General features: G+C 53.9%; 16 protein-coding genes and 1 tRNA gene. 10 read left to right on the top strand and 7 right to left on the bottom strand.

Annotation, left to right across the window (positions count from 1 at the left end; all coding sequences use genetic code 11):
* Positions 1 to 22 precede the first annotated feature (22 nt).
* From BM258_RS11170 to tsaD, 3 genes are read right to left on the bottom strand one after another with little or no spacing between them, the layout of a single operon-like run.
* Complete coding sequence (locus tag BM258_RS11170) at positions 23 to 307, bottom strand: YciI family protein (protein ID WP_090072262.1); 285 nt, start codon at positions 305 to 307, stop codon at positions 23 to 25.
* Positions 308 to 329: 22 nt separating this feature from the next.
* Positions 330 to 1382: an NAD(P)H-dependent glycerol-3-phosphate dehydrogenase gene (locus BM258_RS11165; protein ID WP_090072261.1), complete on the bottom strand. Its 1053-nt coding sequence runs from the start codon at positions 1380 to 1382 to the stop codon at positions 330 to 332.
* A complete protein-coding gene (tsaD, locus tag BM258_RS11160) occupies positions 1379 to 2479 on the bottom strand; it encodes a tRNA (adenosine(37)-N6)-threonylcarbamoyltransferase complex transferase subunit TsaD (RefSeq protein ID WP_090072675.1) in 1101 nt (366 codons plus the stop codon). The genes BM258_RS11165 and tsaD overlap by 4 nt, the downstream gene beginning before the upstream one ends.
* 186 nt (positions 2480 to 2665) lie before the next feature.
* Between tsaD and hemC the strand changes: the two genes are divergently transcribed.
* From hemC to BM258_RS11135, 5 genes are all read left to right on the top strand, one after another.
* Positions 2666 to 3607, top strand: coding sequence for a hydroxymethylbilane synthase (hemC, locus tag BM258_RS11155; RefSeq protein WP_090072673.1), 942 nt, complete (start codon positions 2666 to 2668; stop codon positions 3605 to 3607).
* Positions 3608 to 3648: 41 nt separating this feature from the next.
* Positions 3649 to 4362 (top strand): uroporphyrinogen-III synthase, encoded by a 714-nt coding sequence (locus BM258_RS11150; RefSeq protein ID WP_175528036.1) that lies wholly within the window; start codon positions 3649 to 3651, stop codon positions 4360 to 4362.
* Between the two features lie 279 nt (positions 4363 to 4641).
* Entirely contained in the window at positions 4642 to 6309 is a 1668-nt protein-coding gene (locus BM258_RS11145) for a hypothetical protein (RefSeq protein ID WP_090072258.1), read from the top strand.
* Positions 6310 to 6327: 18 nt separating this feature from the next.
* Positions 6328 to 8133, top strand: a complete 1806-nt coding sequence (locus BM258_RS11140; RefSeq protein ID WP_090072256.1) for a heme biosynthesis protein HemY — start codon at positions 6328 to 6330, stop codon at positions 8131 to 8133.
* Positions 8134 to 8400: 267 nt separating this feature from the next.
* A tRNA-Thr gene (locus BM258_RS11135) sits at positions 8401 to 8476 on the top strand.
* Positions 8477 to 8613: 137 nt separating this feature from the next.
* Here the strand turns inward: BM258_RS11135 and BM258_RS11130 are convergent.
* Together BM258_RS11130 and BM258_RS11125 are read right to left on the bottom strand one after the other, a co-directional pair.
* Positions 8614 to 9597, bottom strand: a complete 984-nt coding sequence (locus tag BM258_RS11130; RefSeq protein ID WP_090072671.1) for an aldo/keto reductase — start codon at positions 9595 to 9597, stop codon at positions 8614 to 8616.
* A gap of 158 nt (positions 9598 to 9755) precedes the next feature.
* A complete protein-coding gene (locus tag BM258_RS11125; protein ID WP_090072253.1) occupies positions 9756 to 10667 on the bottom strand; it encodes a DUF707 domain-containing protein in 912 nt (303 codons plus the stop codon).
* A 503-nt stretch (positions 10668 to 11170) separates the two neighbouring features.
* On the opposite strand from BM258_RS11125, the gene BM258_RS11115 reads away from it, so the two are divergent.
* The 4 genes from BM258_RS11115 (at position 11171) to glpK (ending at position 16563) form a co-directional block, all read left to right on the top strand.
* A complete protein-coding gene (locus tag BM258_RS11115; protein ID WP_090072249.1) occupies positions 11171 to 11971 on the top strand; it encodes a DeoR family transcriptional regulator in 801 nt (266 codons plus the stop codon).
* A 439-nt stretch (positions 11972 to 12410) separates the two neighbouring features.
* On the top strand, positions 12411 to 14027 hold the full coding sequence (locus BM258_RS11110) for an FAD-dependent oxidoreductase (protein WP_090072247.1): 1617 nt from the start codon (positions 12411 to 12413) through the stop codon (positions 14025 to 14027).
* Between the two features lie 263 nt (positions 14028 to 14290).
* Positions 14291 to 14998 carry an MIP/aquaporin family protein gene (locus BM258_RS11105; protein WP_090072670.1) on the top strand — a complete coding sequence of 236 codons (708 nt, stop codon included), beginning with the start codon at positions 14291 to 14293 and terminating at the stop codon, positions 14996 to 14998.
* Positions 14999 to 15069: 71 nt separating this feature from the next.
* Positions 15070 to 16563, top strand: a complete 1494-nt coding sequence (gene glpK / locus BM258_RS11100; RefSeq protein ID WP_090072246.1) for a glycerol kinase GlpK — start codon at positions 15070 to 15072, stop codon at positions 16561 to 16563.
* Between the two features lie 122 nt (positions 16564 to 16685).
* Here the strand turns inward: glpK and BM258_RS11095 are convergent, their stop codons facing one another.
* Entirely contained in the window at positions 16686 to 17453 is a 768-nt protein-coding gene (locus tag BM258_RS11095; RefSeq protein WP_090072244.1) for an MOSC domain-containing protein, read from the bottom strand.
* 275 nt (positions 17454 to 17728) lie between these two features.
* Between BM258_RS11095 and clpB the strand changes: the two genes are divergently transcribed.
* Positions 17729 to 20314, top strand: a complete 2586-nt coding sequence (gene clpB, locus BM258_RS11090) for an ATP-dependent chaperone ClpB (protein WP_090072242.1) — start codon at positions 17729 to 17731, stop codon at positions 20312 to 20314.
* 100 nt (positions 20315 to 20414) lie between these two features.
* Here clpB and BM258_RS11085 read toward each other — a convergent pair whose 3' ends face one another.
* Positions 20415 to 22190, bottom strand: a complete 1776-nt coding sequence (locus tag BM258_RS11085; protein WP_175528035.1) for a M23 family metallopeptidase — start codon at positions 22188 to 22190, stop codon at positions 20415 to 20417.
* Positions 22191 to 23287: the final 1097 nt, after the last annotated feature.

Raw genomic sequence — 23287 nt, 5'->3', positions numbered from 1 at the left:
GTTGATCTGATTGCGGTTGTTGTTATTCCGGTTTGCCCAGAACCCATTTCCAAGGCTGGGAGGTGACGGATTCAAACAAGCCTGCTTTTGCATATGGGTCCTGAGCGAGGAATGCATCAAGGGCTGCCTTGTCTTCTACTTCACAGATGAGGCAGGAGCCGATCATTTCGCCTTCGTCAGACAGGACAGGGCCACCCACCTTGATGGTGTCGGCATTGGCATGCGCGAATTCAAGATGCGCATCGCGGTTTGCCTTGCGGATGTTCAGGGCGCCTTTTTTATCGGTGCAGTTTACGATGAAATACATGAGAGTTCTCCTGTTCTTGACTTTAAGAATTCGGTTTGGAAGGGACTTCGCTCTCGGCGCGTAGCGGTCTGCTCATCAGCTTGGTTACGGCTTCGTCGATGCTGTCTTTCTGCTCCAGTACGTCGGCTACGGCCTGAGCGACGGGCAGTTCAACACCATGAGCGTTGGCCAATTCGCAAGCAACGCGAGCGCTATAGGCCCCTTCGGAAAGCTTGGCGCCCGGAGCCATGAGGTCGGACAAGGCCTTGCCTTCACCAAGGGCGAAGCCGAAGGCAAAGTTGCGGCTCTGATGATTGGAGCAGGAAAGCGCTACATCGCCAAAGCCTGAAAGGCCCATCAGGGTGTCAGAACGCGCGCCAAGCTTGAGGGCAAGGCGCTGCATTTCAGCAAAACCGCGGGTCATGAGCGCCGCGTGAGCACTGGCGCCGAGCTGCTTGCCAAGCACGATGCCACAGGCGATGGCGAGAATATTCTTGAGCGCACCACCCAGTTGGACACCAATCATGTCTGTGCTGGCATAGGGGCGGAATGACTGGCTTGAAAGGGTTGCGCATAGCTTGTCTGCCAACGGCGCAGAAGGGGTTGCGATGGTTACAGCGGTGGGCAGCCCGCGGGCGACATCGGCAGCAAAGGACGGACCGGACAGAATGGCCGGGGTCGCTTGCGGTAGATAGTCGGCCAATACTTCGCTCATCATGCGCTGGGTGCCTTTTTCAAGACCCTTGGCGGCCAGCACCACCGGCGTGCCTTTGCGCACATAAAGCCCGATGGTTTCCGCGATGCTTGCGGTCATCTGGGCAGGTGCGACCAGCAAGATGCAGTCTGCGTCAGCGGCTTCGGTGATATCCGTGGTGGTTTCCAGTGGTTGATCAAAGGTGATGCCCGGCAGATAGGCGGGCAACTGGCGCTTTGTGCTGATGGAATCAAGGCTTTCTGCGTTGCGGCCCCAAAGCACGACATCTCGTCCTGCCCGGGCTGCATTGAGCGCCAGAGCGGTGCCCCACGCACCGGCGCCGAGCACCGAAATGCGCTGGAAAACATTTGATGCGGATAACGTTGCTACCGGCTTACTCATGCTTTGGCTCCCTTTCTGCCTGCGCCAATCTTGGCTTGGGCATCCTTGTCCAGTGGCCAGCGCGGGCGTGCCGGAGCGTCCAGAGGATCGCTCATGCCCAGCGCAAAGCGTTCGGCACCGGCCCATGCGATCATGACGCCATTGTCGGTGCACAGTTTAATCGGTGGCGCGACCAGTTTAGCGCCCCGCTTGGCCAGAACCGTGTCGAGCGTTGCCCGGATGGCCTTGTTGGAGGCAACCCCTCCGGCGACAACCAATTGGGGTTCTTTCTTCTCAGGGAAGCGTTCGGAGAAGGTAACAAGGGCCTTGTCGATGCGGTCAGCGAGAATATCGCAAATGGCGGCCTGAAAAGAGGCGCACAGATCGGCGATATCCTGATCACTTAGCGGGGCGATCTTTTCCGCTTCCCGCCGTACCGCGCTTTTGAGGCCAGAGAAGGAAAAATCATAGCCATCGCGCCCCTTCATGGAGCGAGGCAGCGCAAAGCGTTTGCTATCACCATTGAGGGCCGCCTTTTCCACTTCCGGTCCGCCGGGATAGGGCAGGCCGAGCAGTTTGGCGGTTTTATCGAAGGCTTCACCCAGTGCGTCGTCGATGGTGGTGCCCCAGCGTTCATAGTCGCCGACACCCTTGACCAGCAGGATTTGACTGTGCCCGCCAGAGACCAGCAAAATGAGATGGGGGAATGGGGCATTGTTGGTTAGGCGCGCGGTGAGTGCGTGGCCTTCTAAATGATTGACAGCAATAAGGGGCAAATCATGCGCGGCGGCAATGGCCTTGGCGCTCATCAGGCCGATCAGCACGCCGCCAATAAGCCCCGGACCCGAGGTTGCTGCCACAGCATCGAGTTGATCAAAGCGCATTCCGGCTTCTGCCATGGCGGTCTTGATGATGCCGTCGAGGGCTTCCACATGGGCACGGGCCGCGATTTCCGGAACGACACCGCCATAGGCTGCGTGATCTTCTATCTGGCTGAGCACCACATTGGAAAGAATTTCGCCCTGACCGCTGCGCTCATCACCTGATGTGTCATCATATCGTCTAACCACCGCGGCGGCGGTTTCGTCACAACTTGTTTCTATGCCTAAAACGATCATTGCGCGGACTACTTTATTGCCTTTATTGTGCCCCTCAAAGGCGATGCTTGCAGCGACATGCCGCATGGCCTGACTTTTAGAGCAAAGAGAGATCATTGGCATCCCCTTTTTTGGGCCCTGTTTGTGGGGCCTCGCTTTAAGCGAAACGGGGATGGACACCGCAACAAGAGCATGAAGGCCCGTTCGATGCAATCCAAACTCATCAAAATCGGCACTCGAGGCAGTAAACTTGCATTGGCACAGGCCTATGAGACGCGCAACCGGCTGATGGCTACCCATGGCATGGGCGAGGATGACTTCGAGATTGTTGTAATCAAGACCACCGGTGACCGTATCCTTGATCGCCCGCTTTCTGAAGCTGGGGGCAAGGGGCTTTTTACCAAAGAGATCGAGGACGCTCTACTGGATGGGCGAATCGATATGGCGGTCCATTCTTCCAAAGACATGCCCACATGGTTGCCGGATGGGCTGGAGCTTAGTTGCTTCTTGCCCCGTGAAGATGTGCGAGACGCCTTTATTTCGCGCAAATATACCTGCCTTACGGATATGCCCGAAGGGGCAGTGGTGGGCACATCCTCTTTGCGTCGTCAGGCTTTGGTAAAAAAGCTGCGTCCAGATCTTAAGGTGATCACCTATCGGGGCAATGTTCAGCGCCGCCTGCAAAAGCTTGATGAAGGGGTGGCCGATGCGACCCTTCTGGCGTGCGCGGGCTTGAAGCGACTCGGGGATGAAGATGTGATCACGGCTCCCATCGAGGTGGACCAATTTTTGCCCGCTGTCGGTCAGGGGGCTATTACCATCGAATCTCGTATCGGTGACGAAATGATCTCCGGTTTGCTGGCTGGTATCCATCATGAGACCACCGCCAAGGAGCTTGCTTGCGAACGTGCCTTTCTGCGTGTGCTGGATGGGTCCTGCCGCACACCGATCGCAGGTCTTGCGCAAGTGGATGGTGACCGGTTGACCTTTTCGGGCTTGGTGCTTTTGCCCGATGGCAGCGAGCATTATGATATCACCGTTGCGGGATCAGCCGATGAAGCTGAAATGGTTGGCGTGAATGCGGCCAACAGGCTCAAGGAAAAGGCAGGGGAAGCTTTCTTCGCCGCCGTATTGGCGGCCTGTCAATAGAGCTAAGGCCCACAAGACTTAAGCCATGGAAGGATAGGCTGTTGAAAATTCTGGTCACGCGACCTGAAATCGATCAGCACCAGACCATCAAGGCGCTCGAAACACTCGGTGTGGAGGGGCTCGCCTCTCCGGTCATGAAGATCGTGCCGCTCTCTTTTTCTTTTCCGGATGCATCATGGCAGGCTCTTGTTGTGACCTCTCGCAACGGGCTGCGCATGGTGGCGGGCGATCAGCTTGAGCGGTTGAAAAGCGTGCCTCTCTATTGTGTCGGCAAGCGCACGGCAGATCTGGCCGCTGCGCTCGGATTTATTAAAATTGCCTTTGTGGCCCCCAATGGTGCGGAATTGGAAAAGCAGCTTCTGAGCGCGCTTGATCCACAAAAAGGGGAAATTCTCTATCTGTCAGGCAAGGTGCGCTCGGGGCGCCTCGCCGAGGCCCTGTCGGCTGACGGTTTTTCCGTTCGCTTATGTGAGGTGTATGAAAGCCAAGCTCTTACATGCTTGAGCGATGAGGTTTGCGAGGCGATCCGGACCGAGCAGCTGGATGGAATTCTGCTCTATTCGCAGCGTAGCTGTCGGATATTTCTTTCATTAATTGAACAAGTGGGTCTGTCTGAACACTTACACAAGGCTATTTTCTATTGCCTTTCCCCTGCTGTTGCGCTTCCATTGGAGGGCTTGGGCTATCCTTTGGTTGTGGCCGAGGCACCAAATGAGCGATCTTTGCTTGCATGCGTGCAAAATGGCCATAACTAATTAATCTAATAGTGCTTATTTTTTGTGGCAGCTATGTTGCCGGAAGGCACAAGATTGTAAACTATGCAGGCTTTGTGGCTTTTGTGGCCGCAAAAATGACATCAGATCGCCGTAAGGTTGGAGGCTTGAGGTCGGGGTCGGTACTTATTTGCACCCTGACCAGACCCTTATGGCAGGTCGATACTGCATATGAAGATTTATTGAATCTGGCCCTTTGTGAAGACCAAGAGGGCAGAGCTGAGAAGTGATCGTCCCGTCTCGCGGGAATTGAGGAATGGTATGACAACTCGCAAATCCAATAATAGGACCGAGGCTAAAGGTAAGCCGGTCAAAACCATTGATCTGACCGCAGAAGAGGTGACCAAATCTGAAGCCCCTGCGGCTGAAAAGCCATCTACAGAAGCAGAGAAAACAAAGCCTGAAGCTAAAGAGGCTGCCAAGGCTGAACAGGCCAGTGCCGAGGGGGATAAGGCTTCAGAAACGACTGTTGCTTCAGACGGCCCAGATGAAAAGACTCCTGCCAAGGACCCAGTGGATGAAGAGGCCCGCAGCGCTGTTGAAGATAGCGCGGCTTCGGATGATGAGTCCTCTGTTGATGATACGGGGATTGGCGAGAGCGAGGCCTCTGACGAGGTGACTGGCGAGAAATCGTCCATGGATCAGGGCGCTGGTAGCGGCGGAGATAGTGGTGCGCCTCCGGCTTCAACCCCCCGGTCTGACGAAGCGCCGAAAAGCGGCGGCTTTGGCGGTGGCTTTGCGGGTGGTTTGCTCGGTGGCGTCGCGATTATCGCTCTTGGCTATGTGGGTTTGCAGCAGGGCTGGGTTTCCCTGCCCAATGTCGATGCTCGGCTTGAGGCCAACACTGGCAAGATCGATGGGGTGCAGTCGGAACTGGCCAGCGTCAAGAGCAGTCTTTCAGAAATTCCAACCGCGGACCTTGCTGACGTGAGCGCACGCATTGAAGCGCTTGAAACCAAGCTTGCTGCTTTGGGCGGCGCTGATGGTGGCGCAACGGCATCAGAAGAAGGGGGCAGCGATGAAGAGGCTGCTCCGGTGGATAGCAACAGTCCGGTCGGTTTGCAGCTTGAAGCGCTTGCCGGTCGCATTGATGAGTTGAAGGAAAGTGTTAGCGCCATTGATTCCCTGCAGACGGAGTTGCTTGACGCCAAGGCTCAATTGGCGACCTTGCAGTCCCAGACCGCAGAGCAGGGCGCGCTGATCGAAAGCAAGGCTGCCGAGCAGGCAGCCAAGCTCGAAGAGGATCTACAAGCCGCAAGGGATGACATTCTGTCGTCCGCCGATCGCCGCATCAATGATGTGGTTGTCGATCTTGCCAATTTCTCGGAAAAGATGACCACGGAAACGTCATCCTTGCGCGAGCGGGTCACCGCTCTTGAAGAGAATAACCTGTCCGAGCGGATGCAGAGCTCGGCTCGCACGATTGCCTTGGCCGGTTTGGAGAATGCTGTTGCATCGGGTGCCAATTATGAGCTGGCGCTCAAGACCTTTGCCAATGTGGTTGGTGATCATGAGGCGGTTACTGCGCTTCAGGACTATGCGGCAACCGGCGCACCAACAGCGCAACAGCTGGCTGCAGGCTTCCGCGCCAGATATGACGATATCCTGCGCGAAGCGGAAGGCGCAGGGGCTACGACTTTGCTCGATAAATTCCTGATCAGTGCTCAGAGCATGGTCAAGGTTCGCTCCCTCAATGGTGAACAGAAAGGCGATAGCCTGACCAGTCGGCTTGGCGTTATCGAATTTCATATCAAACAAGGTGATCTGGTGAAAGCCGCAGAAGAATGGGACGCCTTGCCTGAAGCGGCCCGCACTTCGAAAGCGGGTGCCGACTGGATTGAAGGATTGAAGGCTCGCATTGCAGTGAATGCGGCGATGGACACCATTCGCGCTGAGTTCGGCACTGGCGCCAGCGATAAAGCGAGCTAAGGTGGGGAACGGAACGTTATGATTAAAGCACTCATCTTTTTTGCTGTCTTGCTGGCCATCGCGTTTGGCGGTGCCTGGCTGGCTGATCGCCCCGGGGAAATCATCATCAACTGGCCTTGGCTCGATATGGGCTTCGAGGTTTCTTTGCTGATGGGCTTTCTGCTCATTGTGGCTGCGATGGGCGTTGCCGTCGTGTTGTGGATCGTTATCAAAAGCATCTGGAATTCGCCACGCTCGGTGACTGGCTTCTTTTCCTCCCGTCGTCGTGACAAGGGCTATAAGGCGCTCTCCACCGGCATGATTGCTGTGGGCGTTGGTGATCTGGCTCTCGCACGCAAGCAGGCCGCCAAGGCCCGCAAGCTGATCGGGCAGGAACCGATGACCCTGATGCTGGAGGCGCAAACAGCGCAGCTGGCAGGCGAGCCCACCAAAGCACGTCAGAGCTTTGAGGCCATGCTTGATACCGATGAAACCCGCGCCCTTGGTCGGCGAGGGCTCTATATCGAAGCGCAGCGGCGCGGCGATATGGAAGAAGCGCTGCAAATGGCCAAGGCTGCAACGGACGAGAGCAAAAAGGCGCCGGGTTGGGCTGGTGCTGCCCTGTTCGATATGCAGACCGCCGGTGAGGATTGGCAGGGCGCTCTGGTGACGCTTTCGCAGAATTACGCCAACAAGCATATAGAAAAGGCGGATTTCCGCCGTCAACGCGCTGTGATCCTGACCGCTCAGGCCATGGAGCTGGAAGGGGAAGACAATGCGGATCTTTCCATGCGGCCATTGCTCAGCGAAGCATGCAAACTGGCGCCAGGGCTTGTTCCGGCTGTCACGATGCAAGCACGCATTCTGAATGACGCACGGGATTATCGCAAAGCTTCCAAGCTGGTTGAAGCGGCTTGGCGCATTGAGCCGCATCCGGATTTGGCCCAAGCCTATGTCTATATTAAGGATGGGGACACCGCTCTGGACCGGCTCAAGCGCATGCGGGTTCTGTTTGGTCTGATGCCAGACAATGTCGAATCCAAGCTTGCCATGGCACGCGCCTTTATTGATGCACGTGAATGGGCAGAAGCCCGCAGTTTGCTCGAGCCAATGGCTGAAAGCCATCTGACACCGCGTATCTGCATGTTGATGGCCGAGCTCGAAGAAGGCGAGAAGAATGACTTCGGTCTGGTTCGCCAGTGGCTGGCTCGCGCTGTGGGGGCTCATCGGGACCCTGCATGGACGGCTGACGGGCAGATCAGCGAGGTCTGGCAGCCGATTTCCCCTGTAACGGGGAAGATTGATGCCTATGAGTGGAAAGTGCCTGTACGCGAAGCGGCTCATGCTGAACAGCCTGTTCTGGATAGCAGCGAGCTGGAACCTGCCTCTGAAGAGAAAATGGTCCTCATTCCGTCTGATGGCTCGCAAGAGAAGGAAAAGGCCTTCGCTGTCTCTGAAGATACTGTAGAGGAAATCACCCCTGAAGAGCCTCAGCAGAAAGAACCTGTCGTCGAGGCCGAAACAGAAGAGAAGAGGGAAGCCGCATCTGAATCCGATGTTGTAGAGGCCGCAGCAGAAGAAGCTGGTTCGACACCTCCTGCTGAGCCAGAAGAGCCGGAGACGGCCAAGGATATGCTAAGCGCAGAAGAGGAAAAGCCTGAGGCTGAAACCAAGGACGCCAAAGCGGAAGAACCAAAAGCAGAGCGCGTGGAAAAATCCGCTGAAAAGGTTGAAATCGAAAAACCGAAAGAAGTCGAGTTTCCGATGCCATTTCCTCCTGACGATCCCGGACCGAAGAAGGATGGCACAGCGCACAAACCGGAAAAACGGTTCAAGCTTTTCTGATTCTGTGCAGCTCAATAATACAAGAGGGCCCGTTGGTAAACCGGGCCCTTTTTTCGTCTGGAAGGATTTTCTAACCAGATCTGTTCACGCCTTCTGGAATTTCCACCACAAAGCGATTTTGCCTCTTGCTCTCGTTCATGGAATTGGCTAAGAGAGGCCACCCCGTTTTTGATCGTTTGATCAGTGGCTTTGCGTTGAATTACGCTTTTGATGCAGGCAGGCTTCGGGGGCCAGAAACGGATCGGTCTCATGACCGGACACTGGTAAGCCGCTGTAGCTCAGTTGGTAGAGCAACGCATTCGTAATGCGTGGGTCGTAGGTTCAAGTCCTATCAGCGGCACCATTTCTTCTTTTGAACAATCTGTCCGTTTAATCGCTTAAGTAAAGCGGGCGCTGGAGTTGTGCGTGCTATTTTATTTGCTGCCGATGGATTCAGGTTTGGTTTGAAGAGCATCAGCAGCTTGCTTGTTCGCTTTTGGGCTATTTTCCGGAAAACTGGAGCAGTGAGTCCGGATAGCGGGCGCCTTGTGCCTTGAGGTCGGCTCCATCGATCTCGGTCAGATCCTCCGCACTCAAAATGACGTCAAGAGCGCCGATATTTTCATCAAAGCGTTCCAGTTTGCGCGTGCCAAAGAGTGGGACGATGAAAGGCTTGCGTGCCAATAGCCAGGCAAGGGCAATTTGAGCCGGTGTGGCGCCCTGACGCTCTGCTATTTCCGTAAGAAGGCTGACAAATTGTTTGTTAGCGGCACGGGACTCTTCGTCGAATCGAGGCATTTGGCTGCGCATGTCATTGGAGCTGAATTCGGTGACTGTGTCGATTTTCCCTGTGAGGAAACCTCTGCCCAATGGTGAAAAGGGAACCAGACCGATGCCCAATTCTTCGAGCAGCGGGATGATTTCTTCCTCTGGTTCGCGGGTCCATAGGGAATATTCACTTTGCAGCGCGGCGACGGGATATTCGGCATGGGCGCGGCGGATTGACGTGGCGCTGGCTTCAGACATGCCAAACCAGCGGACTTTTCCTTCATTGATCAGATCCCCGACCGTTCCTGCCACCTCTTCGACCGGGACATCGGGGTCGACACGATGCTGGTAGAACAGATCGATATAGTCTGTGCCAAGGCGCTTCAGGCTGCCTTCCGCAACCGAGCGGATCTGTTCGGGGCGGCTGTTGACGCCGCCGAGATGCTCTCCTGTTGTCTGGTCGATATTCCAGCCAAATTTGGTTGCGAGTATTACCTTGTCGCGCATGCCTGCAAAGGCCTCGCCCACCATTTTCTCATTGGTCCAGGGGCCATAGACCTCGGCGGTATCAAAGAAGTCCATGCCGCGATCGACGGCGGCGCGAAGCAGGGCGATCATATCTTCCCGGTCTTCAATTTCCCGGCTTTTGCCATAGCCCATGGCGCCCAGAGCGAGGGCGCTGACTTCCAGTCCATTTCCCAATTGTCTCTTTTGCATTGTGGCCTCCTTGGTCATTGTTCAGGGTAAGAGGAAAGGCGCATCATAGTCTGATGGAGATCGAGCTTACCGCGATCTGCGCCGGATAACAGGAAAAATAAGCATGAGGTCGTACTGGCCATGCATGCGCTTATAGAGCGTGGACCCGACGGGGAGGGCTATCGTTCGGGGGGCTTCGTCGCTGAAAGCTGGCGCCTTGCGGAAGAGAGTGATTGCCTATCAAAGGTATCCGAATCAGTTCTACCAAACAGCTGATGAATAAAGAGATTGCGAAAATCCCTAAGCCTGAGTTTTTGCATTTTCATGTCAGCGCGCAATCGCCCCAGCTCCAACGCAAGGCGCAGCAGCAGCATGGCATTCCGCTTGATGATCAGGTTCTGTCGGGTTTTGGCACCAAGGACGACTGGCATTTGTCTTTTAATCGAGAATTGCCGGATCGTGTTGTCTCGCTCTTCAAAAATATCCTTGTTGCATTTTTTCATCGCATTTTTGAGGAGCTTTTGCCTCGGGCGTGAATGCTGCATGGGGGTGGCGTCGATGATGGCGACATCCCTTGCTGGATCACTGGTCAGCTGATGCCACATGAAATCGATTCCCATGGCAGCGTCGCGGTCCTTGAAAAGGGGGAGCGCACGCTTGAGGAAATCGCGATGCATGATTGGCATCATGAGCTCGACGAGATTGGTATTGCGGTAGAGCAAGCCTCTGTTTTCCAGCGTGATCCGGTGAGCCCAATAGCTGTCGCTCGTCAGCGCCGGTTGAGCCAGCTGGAAGTTGTTTTCCCTGACGATATTGATGAAGTCCAATGCGGTCTGGCCGGAGGCGCGGATGTCATCATCCACGAACCAGAAATAATCGAATCCGTCGATCAGCTCGGGATAGTTCTGGAACAGGTCATAAATGCCTGACCATTTGCCGCCTTTGAAATAGTGAAAATAGGGACTGTCCTTAGTCTTCTGCGGCGCGGTATCTCCATAGAAGGATGGCAGAAAACAAATATCATCTGACGTGACGCCAGAGAATTCATGCTCCAGATCGGGAGCGCAGCGCATGATAATGATTGTTTTCATATGATTCTGGAATACTGCCTTTGGCTTGCGCGCGAACTCGATGCGTCCAATCTGCGAGACTACATGCGATGCCTGGACTGTATATCCCTTCTATTCTGGATTTGTCATCATCTTGGTCGCCGTAACGCTCAGGAGACGCGTATAAAAGCTATTTTCGAATTTGAATATCATTTTGTTTGTTGGACGACTAGCAGGTTCAATGGGCTTTGAAAATGGCAGGCAGAAGGCTGATGGACTTTTCAAGAGAGATTTCTGCTTGTGAACCTGAATAGTCATCCGCTGCTTTAGCGCGGGGTAAATGGATCAAAGTCGGGGATGCGTCAGATAGACACTGACCGGTATCGGTGGCAGCTGTCTGGGCCTTGATAGGCTGGCAGCACCGGAAACCTTCGGTTAATCTCCGTATTGCTACCCTTTATCGGTGGAACCCGTTCGCCCATCCGGTGTATAAGGAAAGCGGATATGCTTGAAATAATCAGGCTTTATCAAAGTGGAGAAGAAAAATGGTAACCGGCCAGAATGCCAGCGTAACCCAGAAGGGGCTCAATCAGAGACAGGAAAAGATCGTTGAGATTGCGCGCTCTGAGGGCTTTGTTGGCATTGAAAAACTGGCTGCCCTCTTTGACATCACTCCACAAACAATCCGGCGGGATATCGCGCTTTTGTGTGATCATGGCATTTTGCGCCGCTATCACGGGGGGGCGAGCCTGATTTCCAATACGCGCAATGTCGATTACACCGAACGGCGCGAAGTGATGAAGGACGAGAAGGCCAGAATCGGTCAGATGGTTGCCGCTCATATCCCTGATGGAGCATCCCTTTTTCTCAATATCGGTACGACCACTGAAGCTGTGGCTGATGCCCTGCTCAATCACAAGAATCTCAATGTGGTGACCAACAACATCAACGTTGCTGCCAAGCTGAGCCAGCAGGAAAGCTTCGATGTTTCAATTGCGCCCGGGCATGTGCGTCCGCGAGATCTGGCGGTGATTGGTGAGGCGACTATCGATTTTATCAAACAGTTCAAGGTTGATTTCGGTGTGATTGGCATTTCCGGAATTGATGAAGACGGCACCTTGCTGGATTTCGACTATCGGGAGGTTCGGGTCGCCCAGACGATTATAGAGAATTCTCGCACGACTTTTCTGGCAACCGATCACACAAAGTTCGGGCGGCGTGCGATGGTTAAACTGGGCAACATAACGGAGCTTGATGGTCTGTTTCTGGATTGCCTGCCTCCTGCACCCTATGACGAGCTTATCAAATCCTCTACCGTTACGGCACATCTGGTGTCAGAGAGCTGAATTTTGGGCTTTGGCCGTGATTGACGTCTTTCGGGTCTTAAAGACGCGGTGTCCCGAGTATGTTCGTTTTTATTCAAACGAAAATTTTGGACCTAGTAATTTTACGCTCACCTTTCGAATAGTTTGTTTTCTGGTACCTCAGAAGCTTCATTTTCCTTTTTCTCTGTTCTCTTCCTTTTTGTGTCTTCTTTCTCTTGGTGCCTTCCTTTCCCTTGTCTCACATAAGCTTCTGTTTTAATGTAGAAAATCAGATGCGTTTCGTCTTTTCTGCACAACGTCTGTTGGTGTTCTTATTCTTTCGTTTAATGGATCGACATTACTCAATTGAACATTATTTCGAGCAATGATATAAATAACGAAAGAAAAGATACAAAAACGAACATTTTGAGGCTCTGCTTCAAAGAAAACCAGACCTTGTCGGTTTATTCGGGAGGAAGAGATGAGATCCGAAACTCTGAAAAAATTGCATGACGACACCCCATTTGACGTGCTTGTGATTGGTGGTGGCGCGACAGGGTGTGGCATTGCTCTGGATGCGGCAACACGCGGTCTGAGAACGGCTCTTGTTGAACGCTATGATTTTTGTGAAGGGACGTCCAGTCGCTGCACCAAGTTGGTGCATGGTGGTGTGCGCTATCTTGAAGCTGCAGTTAAACGGCTTGACAAGGAACAATATAATCTGGTGCGCGAAGCGCTACATGAACGCGGCGCATTTTTGCGCAATGCGCCTCATCTGTCCAACCGTTTGCCGCTGATTACTCCAGTCTATTCCTGGTGGCAGGTTCCTTACCTTTATGCCGGTCTCAAGATGTATGACATCCTGTCTGGCAAGATGAATATCGGCCACAGCAAGATCATCAGCGCCAAGGAAGCTATCCGGCGCTTTCCTATGCTGCACGCCAAGGGCCTGAAAGCCTGCATTCTCTATTATGATGGCCAGTTTGTTGATGTGCGCATGGCCATCTCCATTGCCATGACTGCCGAGCGTGCCGGTGCCGTTTTGGCCAACCATGTGGAAGTTGTGTCTCTTCTGCATGATGAAGCAAAGAATGTGGCGGGTGCTCGTGTGCGTGATGCCTATACGGGCGAAGAATGGGATGTCAAAGCCAAGAAGGTCATCAACGCAACGGGTCCATTTGCCGATGGCATTCGCAAGATGGATGATGCGGCAGCCAAGCCTATCCTGAAGGTCAGTTCTGGCATTCACATGATTCTCGATGCCAACTTTGTGCCGCCGGATGGCGGACTGCTGATCCCGAAAACTGATGATGGCCGCGTGCTGTTCATTCTGCCATGGCAGGGGCAGGCGCTTGTGGGCACGACAGACAATGAATGCAAGGTGGAATCCCATCCGGAAGTGTCACCGGAAGATATCAGCTATCTGTTGAGTTATGTCCGTCGCTATTTCGATATCGATGTGACCGAAAAGGATGTGAAGTCAGCCTGGAGCGGCATTCGTCCGCTGGTCTTTAATCCAAATGCCAAGGACACCTCGCAGCTGGCGCGTGACCATGTGATCATCGAAGACAACTCCGGTCTTGTGACCATTTCGGGCGGCAAATGGACGACCTATCGTCTGATGGCCGAGCAGGCCGTGGATACCGTCATCAAGGGTGGTGTTTTCGGATCTGTCGGAGGAAGCCGCACACACGACATGAAAGTGATCGGTGCTGAAGCCTTCTCACCTGATCAGGCTGGCGTAATCGCCAAAATCTATGATCTGGATGAGGCTGTTGCCAAGCATCTGAATGAAGCCTATGGCGATCAGGCAGAGCATGTTGCCCGCCTCGCCAAGGAGCAGGGGTTGAACCAGCGCCTGCATCCTGACTACGCCTTTATCGAGGCTGAAGTGCCCTATGCCATTGAAAAGGAAGCTGCTGTTTCTGCATCCGACTTTATCTGCGGGCGTATCACTCTTGCATTGATCGATAAAAATGCGGCGGCGTCCGCTGTTCCGAGAGTTGTGGCTCTTATGGCCGAACTTTTGGGATGGGACGAAGCACGCATCACGAATGAAACTCAGGCCGTCATGAAGCGCATCGAGGTTGCGTTCTGATTGCAGCGGTTTTCAAGAGAAGTTTCAGCACACGACTAAATGTGCCTCTGTATAGGGTTAAGCCGTTTGCTGTTCTCTTTCCTCGGAGTTCCGGATCCGGGCAGGCCATTTGGAAACACCTGCACCGCTCCATCCAAGGAGAGATATCCTTCGTCTGTGCTTAGGCATCGTTTGGGAGGACGATGCCGGCCAGCCTGCCGGGGGAAGGAAAGGAGCGACGCTTTGCGCTCCTTGCAGTTGCAGAAATACATGTGGAGGAAGAATTGGAAAACTTTATTGGTGAAATGATTGGCACCATGCTGCTGATCATTTTTGGGGCCGGTGTGTGCGCTAACGCATCTTTGGAAAAATCCTATGGCAAGGGAGGCGGTTGGATCGTGATCGCCTTTGGCTGGGGTTTTGCGGTTGCCATGGCAGTCTATGTCACCGGAAAATTCACCGGCGCGCACATCAACCCGGCCGTTACCATTGGTCTTGCCGCTGTTGGGGCTTTCCCCTGGGCTCTGGTGCCGGAATATATTGCCGGCCAGATGGTTGGCGGTTTCCTTGGTGCTGCCATAATCGTGCTGATGTATGGTCCCCATTGGGCCGAAACCAAAGATGAAGGCACCAAGCTTGGCGTCTTTTCAACGGGTCCTGCCATCAAGAGCCCTGTTGCCAACTTTATCAGTGAATTCATCGGAACGGCTGTACTGCTCTTCTGCCTGCAAGGCATCGGTGCTAACCAGTTTGCTGATGGGGTCAACCCGCTGATCGTCGGCTTCCTGATCGTTGCAATCGGTTTGTCTTTGGGTGGCACAACGGGTTACGCCATCAACCCGGCCCGTGATCTGGGCCCACGTATTGCCCATGCTCTTCTGCCCATTCCCGGCAAGGGCGGCAGCAACTGGGGCTATGCGTGGATTCCTGTGCTCGGCCCGATCTGCGGTGGTATTTGTGGCGCCGCGCTTTATCAGGTTCTCTTTGCCTGATTGGTGAATAAAAAACAATTTGCGGGCGCCGAAAGGCGCCTGCCTCGTAGACATCGTGGAGGAATTATCAAATGGAAAAGAAATACGTACTTGCAATCGACCAGGGCACTACAAGCTCAAGAGCGATCCTGTTCGATCATTCTGGCCAGATTGCACAGGTCACTCAGAAAGAATTCACCCAGATCTTCCCGAAACCGGGCTGGGTTGAGCATGATGCGATGGAAATCTGGTCTTCGGTGCAGTCCGTTGTGGCCGAATTGCTGTCTGCTCCGGATGTGAAGGTGTCGGAAGTTGCCGCTATCGGCATTACCAACCAGCGCGAAACCGCCGTTGTCTGGGACAAAAATACCGGTCGTCCTGTTTACAATGCCATCGTTTGGCAGTCTCGCCAGACCATGGATGTCTGTAATGAGTTGAAAGAAAAGGGTCTTAACGACGAGTTCCGCAGCAAAACCGGCCTGCTGATCGACGCCTATTTCTCTGGCACCAAGGTCAAATGGATTCTGGACAATGTGGAAGGGGCGCGTGAGAAAGCCGAAAAAGGCGATCTGCTGTTTGGTACGATTGACTCTTGGCTGGTCTGGAAGCTGACCGGCGGCAAAGTGCATGTCACCGACTATACCAACGCATCGCGTACCCTGATGTATAACATCCATGAGCTGAAATGGGATGAAGAGCTGCTGGCTCATCTCACCGTTCCTGCTTCCATGCTGCCAGAAGTCCGCCCGAACTCCGAAGTTTATGGCATGACCTCCAAAGATGCCTTCCAGGGCATGGAACTGCCGATTGCCGGTATGGCTGGTGACCAGCAGGCTGCCCTGTTCGGTCAGGCTTGCTTTACCGAAGGTATGGTCAAGAACACCTATGGCACTGGCTGCTTCTTGCTGATGAATACCGGCGAGAAGGCTGTTCCTTCCAAAAACGGCCTGCTGACGACCATCGCCTGGGGCGTTGACGGCAAAGTGGAATATGCTCTTGAAGGCTCCATCTTTGTTGCCGGTTCTGCCATTCAGTGGCTGCGTGATGGCCTGCGCATGTTCCGTGAAGCCAGAGACAGTGAATTGTACGCAACCCGCGTGCAGGGATCTGATGGGGTTTACATGGTTCCGGCCTTTGTTGGCCTTGGTGCGCCATACTGGGATTCAGAAGTGCGCGGCGCAATGTTTGGTCTGACCCGTGGGACGACCAAGGAACATTTCGTTCGGGCTACGCTGGAATCCCTGTGCTACCAGACCCGCGATGTCGTTTCGGCAATGGAAGCGGACTCTGGCATCAAGCTTGAAAAACTGCGTGTGGATGGCGGGGCGGTTGCCAACGACCTGTTGCTGCAGATCCAGGCCAACTTCTTGCAGACACCGGCTGAACGCCCGATGTGCATTGAAACAACAGCTCTGGGTGCTGCCTATCTGGCTGGTCTGGCTGTTGGTTTCTGGAAAGACAAGAACGACATCGTTCAGAACTTTGGCGTTGATCGCACTTTTGCTCCGAAGATGGAAGCAGAAGAAGCTGACAAGCTTTATGCCGGTTGGCAGACTGCTGTCAAAGCAACAATGGCCTTTAAATAAGGCACTCCCCTCATATAAATACCCTCTACCTTGACTGAGTTGATGGGGCGCCCGAAAAGGTGCCCCACTTTTTATTGCCTGTTGTTCTCTGATGAGTAAAAACGAACAGAGAAACGGCTGCCTTATTCCTCCGGTGGGAACTCCAGCGAAGCACCGGGTTTTAGGGCGCCACTTTGCAAGGGCATCAGATGAATACCGCAGTCACAATGGTCGAAATGCGTCATCAGCAGTTTCGGGATATTCTGGTCGCGTTCACCGGTAGTGGGGTTGGCGTTGGTGGCCGCGCATCGCCTGGTGCGCTTGCGGACATGGAAGCGAAGGCCGCCGATGGTTACATCCTTGCCAACCCAGTCATGCTCCTGCCACGGCTTGGCTCCTTCAATATAGAAATTGCCGCGAAAACGTAAGGGATCTAGCACGCTGCCGGCCTTCTCGCTGATGGCATCAACAGATGCCAGATTGATGAGCGTGATATCCTGCGTTTTGGAATCGGTGAAGGCGAAATTCTCAGCATGCAGCAGGCTTGGCGTGCCGCGCAAAGGTTTGGCGCAATAGCTGGACAGATAGTCGAGCGCGGTTTGCATGGATTCGGGGTTGAACAGATTGCCTTCGGCCACTCTTTCTCCCTCTTTGCTAATGGTCAGTGCGCCGGTTTCCGGGTCAAACGCGGTTTTGAGGGCTGCCAGCTCGGGCTGCTTCATCAGCATCAGGAAATGGATCTTGGGAAGATGGGCGGGGGCTTTGGTATCAAAGCCGCTGGCTCCATTCTCAATGGCAAAGGCCCGGTCCCATGGCAGCGGCTTGCCTTCTGAAATCTCGATCTGCGACAGAGGCTGCGGGGTAAATCCCTTGATTGGGTAGCGATATATGGCTTTGAGAGAAATGCTCATGGGAGGCGCTTCCTTCGGGAAAAGGCCCGCAATGTCGGGGCAAGGAGGAGGGGGTAGTCTAAGCTGGAAATTAATTCATACTTGCCTCTTTTGTTGCGCAAATGCAACACCATATTGAGGGGGAGACCTCTTTGGCTAGGATAGCAGGGAGGCTGGCTGGCTCATCGTGCTGCTCGCTGGAACAGATCAGGAGCTTGTGCGATAGTCAAATTCAAGGGTGGCATCTCGATCATGCCAAGGCTGGATGATCAGGACTGTGCACAAGGAGAGTGACAATGAACTTGGAACGCTACACGGAGCGTGCGCGCGGCTTCATGCAGTCAGCGCAAACCTATGCAATCGGGCAGGGGCATCAGGCCTTTTTGCCGGAGCATATTCTCAAGGTATTGATGGATGACAAGGAAGGCATGGCCTCTGGTCTGATCGACCGGTCTGGTGGCCAGTCGGCGCAGGTGCGTCTGCTGCTGGAAGATCATCTCAAATCCATCCCGTCCGTTTCCGGCGCGGGTGCGGGGCAGCTTTATCTATCACCAGATATGGCCAAACTGTTCGAAAAAGCCGAAGAAATTGCCAAGAAGGCCGGCGATTCCTTTGTGACTGTGGAACGGTTGCTGCTGGCTATCAGCATGCTGACTGAGAGTGACGCAGGCAAAATTCTGAACAAGGCCGGCGTTTCGCCGCAGAATCTCAATCGCGCAATTGAAGAAATTCGCAAAGGGCGCACCGCTGATTCGGCTTCGGCAGAAGAGGGCTATGATGCGCTCAAGAAATATGCCCGCGATCTGACGCAGGATGCGCGCGACGGCAAGCTTGATCCGGTTATCGGGCGTGATGACGAGATTCGCCGTACCATTCAGGTGCTGTCTCGTCGGACCAAGAACAATCCGGTTCTGATTGGTGAACCCGGCGTGGGTAAAACTGCCATTGCCGAAGGGCTGGCTCTTCGCATCATCAATGGTGATGTGCCCGAATCCCTTAAGGAAAAGCGTCTTCTGGCTCTGGATATGGGGGCCTTGATTGCTGGTGCAAAATATCGCGGTGAATTCGAAGAACGCCTTAAAGCTGTGCTCAGCGAAGTGGAAGCGGCCAGTGGTGAACTGATCCTATTCATCGACGAAATGCACACGCTTGTGGGTGCTGGCAAGTCTGATGGCGCCATGGATGCGTCCAACCTACTCAAGCCTGCCCTGGCGCGGGGTGAGCTACACTGCGTTGGTGCAACCACGTTGGATGAATATCGTAAATATGTCGAGAAGGATGCGGCGCTGGCTCGCCGGTTCCAGCCTGTTATGGTCAATGAACCGACGGTGGCTGATACGGTGTCCATTCTGCGTGGCCTCAAGGAGAAGTATGAACTCCACCATGGGGTGCGAATTAGCGATAACGCGCTAGTCTCGGCCGCTACGCTTTCGGATCGCTATATAACCGACCGCTTTTTGCCCGACAAGGCCATCGACCTGATGGACGAAGCTGCTTCAAGGCTGCGTATGCAGGTGGATTCCAAGCCTGAAGAGCTGGACGAATTGGACCGGCGTATCATTCAGCTCAAAATCGAGCGCGAAGCCCTCAAGAAAGAGGACGATGATGCCTCACGGGATCGGCTTGAAAAGCTGGAAGAGGAACTGGCTGGACTTGAAGAAGAATCGGCAGGGCTGACCCAGCGCTGGCAGGCGGAAAAGAACAAGCTTTCCGATGCAACCAAGCTGAAGGAGCAGCTCGACGAAGCCCGTGTTCAGCTTGAACAGGCTCAGCGTCGTGGTGACTTGGCCAAGGCTGGCGAATTGGCCTATGGCGAAATTCCGCGGCTTGAAGCGACGCTTGCGGAAGTGGAGGAACGAACCCAGCAGGGCGGTGCCATGGTCGATCGGTCTGTTCAGTCTGACCATATTGCCCATGTCATCTCGCGCTGGACCGGCATTCCGGTCGACAAGATGCTGGAAGGCGAGCGGGACAAGCTGTTGCGTATGGAAGCCGAGCTTGGCGAACGGGTGATCGGGCAGGCGGAAGCGGTTGCTGCCGTTTCCAAGGCGGTGCGTCGTGCACGGGCCGGTCTGCAAGATCCGAATCGCCCGATCGGGTCGTTCATGTTCCTTGGGCCAACGGGTGTCGGCAAAACCGAGTTGACTAAATCATTGGCGGATTTCTTGTTCGATGACGAACATGCCATGGTTCGGCTCGATATGTCCGAGTTTATGGAGAAGCATTCGGTGGCGCGACTCATCGGTGCGCCTCCGGGCTATGTGGGCTATGAAGAAGGCGGTGTGTTGACCGAAGCGGTTCGGCGGCGTCCTTATCAGGTGATTCTGTTCGACGAGATCGAAAAGGCGCATCCGGATGTCTTCAACGTTCTGCTGCAGGTGCTGGATGATGGCCGGTTGACTGACGGGCAGGGGCGTACGGTGGACTTCCGCAATACCCTGATCATCATGACCTCGAACCTTGGGGCCGAATTCCTGCTTGGCAAGGAGGAAACGGATCTTAGCGAGGCCGACAGGGAGCGGGTTCTGGACGTTGTCCGGGCTGCCTTCCGGCCCGAGTTCCTCAACAGGATCGATGAGATCATTATCTTCCATCGCCTGATGCGCGAGCATATGGCTTCCATCGTGGCCATTCAGATGAAGCATCTGGCCAACCTTCTGGCTGATCGCAAGATCGAGTTGGTGCTGGATGATGAAGCAACCCAATGGGTGGCCAACAAGGGGTATGATCCGGCTTATGGTGCTCGTCCGCTGAAGCGGGTGATCCAGCGCTATATTCAGGACCCCCTTGCCGAAGAACTGCTCTCGGGCGGTATTCTGGATGGGTCACGCGTGCATGTGGTGGTCAAGGATGATGCTTTGACCTTCGGTGTTGAAGAATAAACGAGCCTCTTCTTTCGCCTTAAGGCAAGCAAAGCAGATAAAGAAAGCCCCGGCAGATTGGCTGTCGGGGCTTTTTGATTCACACACTATTGCTGTGTTCTTAGTCTGTATCGTTCTGGGCTACCTGCACTTCGCTTGGTTTGCCCAGAAGATCGTTGATGCGTTCCCGCTCCTGAGTAAAGCTGGCGAGCATGTCGCCACTCAAGGTGCGGCCACGCGGCAGCCGAATGCGCATCGGGTCCACATGGCGACCATTCACCGTCACCTCATAGTGCAAATGCGGGCCGGTCGAAAGGCCGGTTGAGCCGACATAGCCAATGATCTGGCCTTGATGAACATAATCGCCAACCTCAAGACCCGGCTCGAAGCGCGTCATATGCGCGTAACCTGTGGCATAGCCGTTGGTATGCTGGATCTGTATGAATTTGCCATAGCCGCTGGACCATTTGCGCGTGATCAGGCGACCGTTGCCAGATGCAAGAATCGGCGTGCCACGCGGGGCGGACCAGTCAACGCCCTTATGCAGACGCATGATCTTCAGGATCGGATGGCGTCGCCAGCCGAAGGGCGAGCGGAATTTGGCTCCGGGTGCTGGTTTGCGCATCAGGAATTTTTTCGCGCTACGGCCATTCTCATCATAATAGTCAACGATGCCATCATCCTGTGTGCGATAGCGGTAATAGCGCTTGGTTTCACCGTTGAGCTGAATTTCGATGAACATGATTTCTGCTTTTTCCGCATCGCCATCTTCCGGTACGGAATGGAAAAGCTGTAGAGAGTCGCCCGGTTTGACCTTCGCATTGAAGTCGACATCGAAGGACATGATCTTGATCATTTCATCGATCATCTCCGGCGCGATGCCATTGTTAAGGGCTGTCTGATAGACCGATTCATACACCGAAAGACGCGGGCCGCTCTGGAGATTGGTCAGATTTTCTGCAGCGGCAGAAAGAGAAAGTGTGCTTTCCACCGGCTCATCAGCAACCTGGAAGGTACCCTGATCCGAACGCGCGACCGTAATCTGATGTTCTTCTCCAAGATAAAGACTGATTCGCAGAGGCTTGCGCTCGCGGATACCATCATGCACCAGCTGGTAAACAATGCGCATACGTTGGTTATTGGAAAGCGCTTCGATGCCTGCCTTGTTTGCAAACAGGTCTGCGAGATTGGCTGCTTCTTCTTCTGTGGCTTCGTTTTCTAGCAGCAGGTTGCGGACGGTATCTCCCTGTACAGCAACAACGATCTTTTCCTCGGTTTCGGTGCCCTGTCCATTGAGTTCCGTCTTGGTGATGGAACTCATATTTTCTGGCACAATGCGGATATAGGAAGGTGCCATCACATCAACCGATGTGGCTGGGAATTCAAACCGCCCCGGATCAATGACGCCAAAGGCAGGTTCTGTCGGATCATTGTCTGCGGAGAGGAACAATGCGGACTGATCAACAAGACGCCGAATTTCAAAATTGCTGGGGCGCCCCGCATCCAGCTTATAATTGCTGACCAGGTTGAGGGGCTCACTGCGAAGGCGCATTTCGCCTTCTACATTGGCTGAGTAAAGCTGATCGTCCTGTAGGTTTGACGTTTGCGGTTTCTTTTCTGCTGAGGAAGAAAAGATTCGAACCGGATCAAACGCCGGAAAATTCACATTCAGGCTTTTCTTGGTTTCAAGACTGGCCGAGATAAGCATGAATGGCTTGGTGGTCACCAAATTTTCGTCGCCGAGGGTCGAAATGGTGCTGACCTGAATTTCGCGTCGGTGGGAAACCGGACGTATGGAGCGCGACAGGCGGTTGCCTTTGGTTCCTGCCGTGATCAATTCGCCAGGGGCCAGTTCTCTGTCTTGTTCCGTCTGCTGATAGAAGGCCTGCTCGGTCATCTTGTCCTGGCTTTGGATGCCGGCAACAAGAGCTCCCCCCATCAAAAAAATAGAAGTACAACCGGTCAGAACGGTTCCAACCAGCCAGCGTATATTCAAAGTACGGCGATCGGGTGGATTGAGCCGCGCAGATGGAGACAGGAGCGCAGGCATCTGTCCGAGACTAATTTTGCTGCTGAGGCGCTCTGAAGCTTGCAGTCTCTTTTGGGGCGCCTTTTGATAGGGCGCCTGTGGCAAACTTGTTGTGCTCATATGGCTTTCAATTCATCAGACAACGGTTGCGGATTTGGGTCCCTGAAACGGGTCAGCGGCGATAGCGCGCACGCTTTGGTCCAGATCCTTTACCCTCTTTTAAGACATCGCTAGGGAACACGCAAATACGGCAAAAAAAGGGACTAGACTTCATACCATGAAATCTAGGCTTCTTATATAGCACTTTGTGGAAGGTGATAGAGCTAATCTTATGAGACTAGTCCATTGGTTTTCTTTGGCCATGACAATAGAGATAAAGGAGAGAAAACGCACGGAGCCACTAAATATGACCGTGCAAAGTCTCTCCTGTGATGCTTCTGGCGCCTCTGGGAGGGGGAATATGGTCCAAGCGGAAGGAGTAATGCGCGACTTATGAGTGATATTGCTTAGGGGTGTTTGAAGGGTGTAATTGCGGCTTGTTTGGCAGTTTGCTTATGAATGGCAGAAATCTGGGCTTTTTTGTTTGTGGTGGATTTTTGTGGTTGGGATCTTGGATTGTGGATTTCTCTAAGCTGTTGAATTTATTTATATATTTATGTTTATCCCGATGGGTGGGGATATATGTCATAAAAATGTATTTTAGTGTTTGACTCTGATTGGGGTGGGGTCTATAAACCGATCCATCGACAGCGGCGGCGCTGCTGGCGGCGGGGCGGTTCGCCCCAAAATTTGGGACTTGGCTGATTAAGAATGTTGGCTTTGAGTTCTAAGAAAAGGCATTTTGCTTTTTGATCTTTGACAATATGGAATGACTAAAGAGAAACGTGGACGGCTTGGTCTTGAGGTCCTTATGGACCGAATGAGACAAAGAGCTCGTTACGTTTTTAGAAGCTTGATTGGTGGTC

Origin of the sequence: Cohaesibacter marisflavi, assembly GCF_900115225.1 — a bacterium.
GTDB classification, from domain to species: Bacteria; Pseudomonadota; Alphaproteobacteria; order Rhizobiales; family Cohaesibacteraceae; genus Cohaesibacter; species Cohaesibacter marisflavi.
Note: the sequence above shows the minus strand (reverse complement) of the source record. Positions and strands in the feature narration are given on the sequence as shown.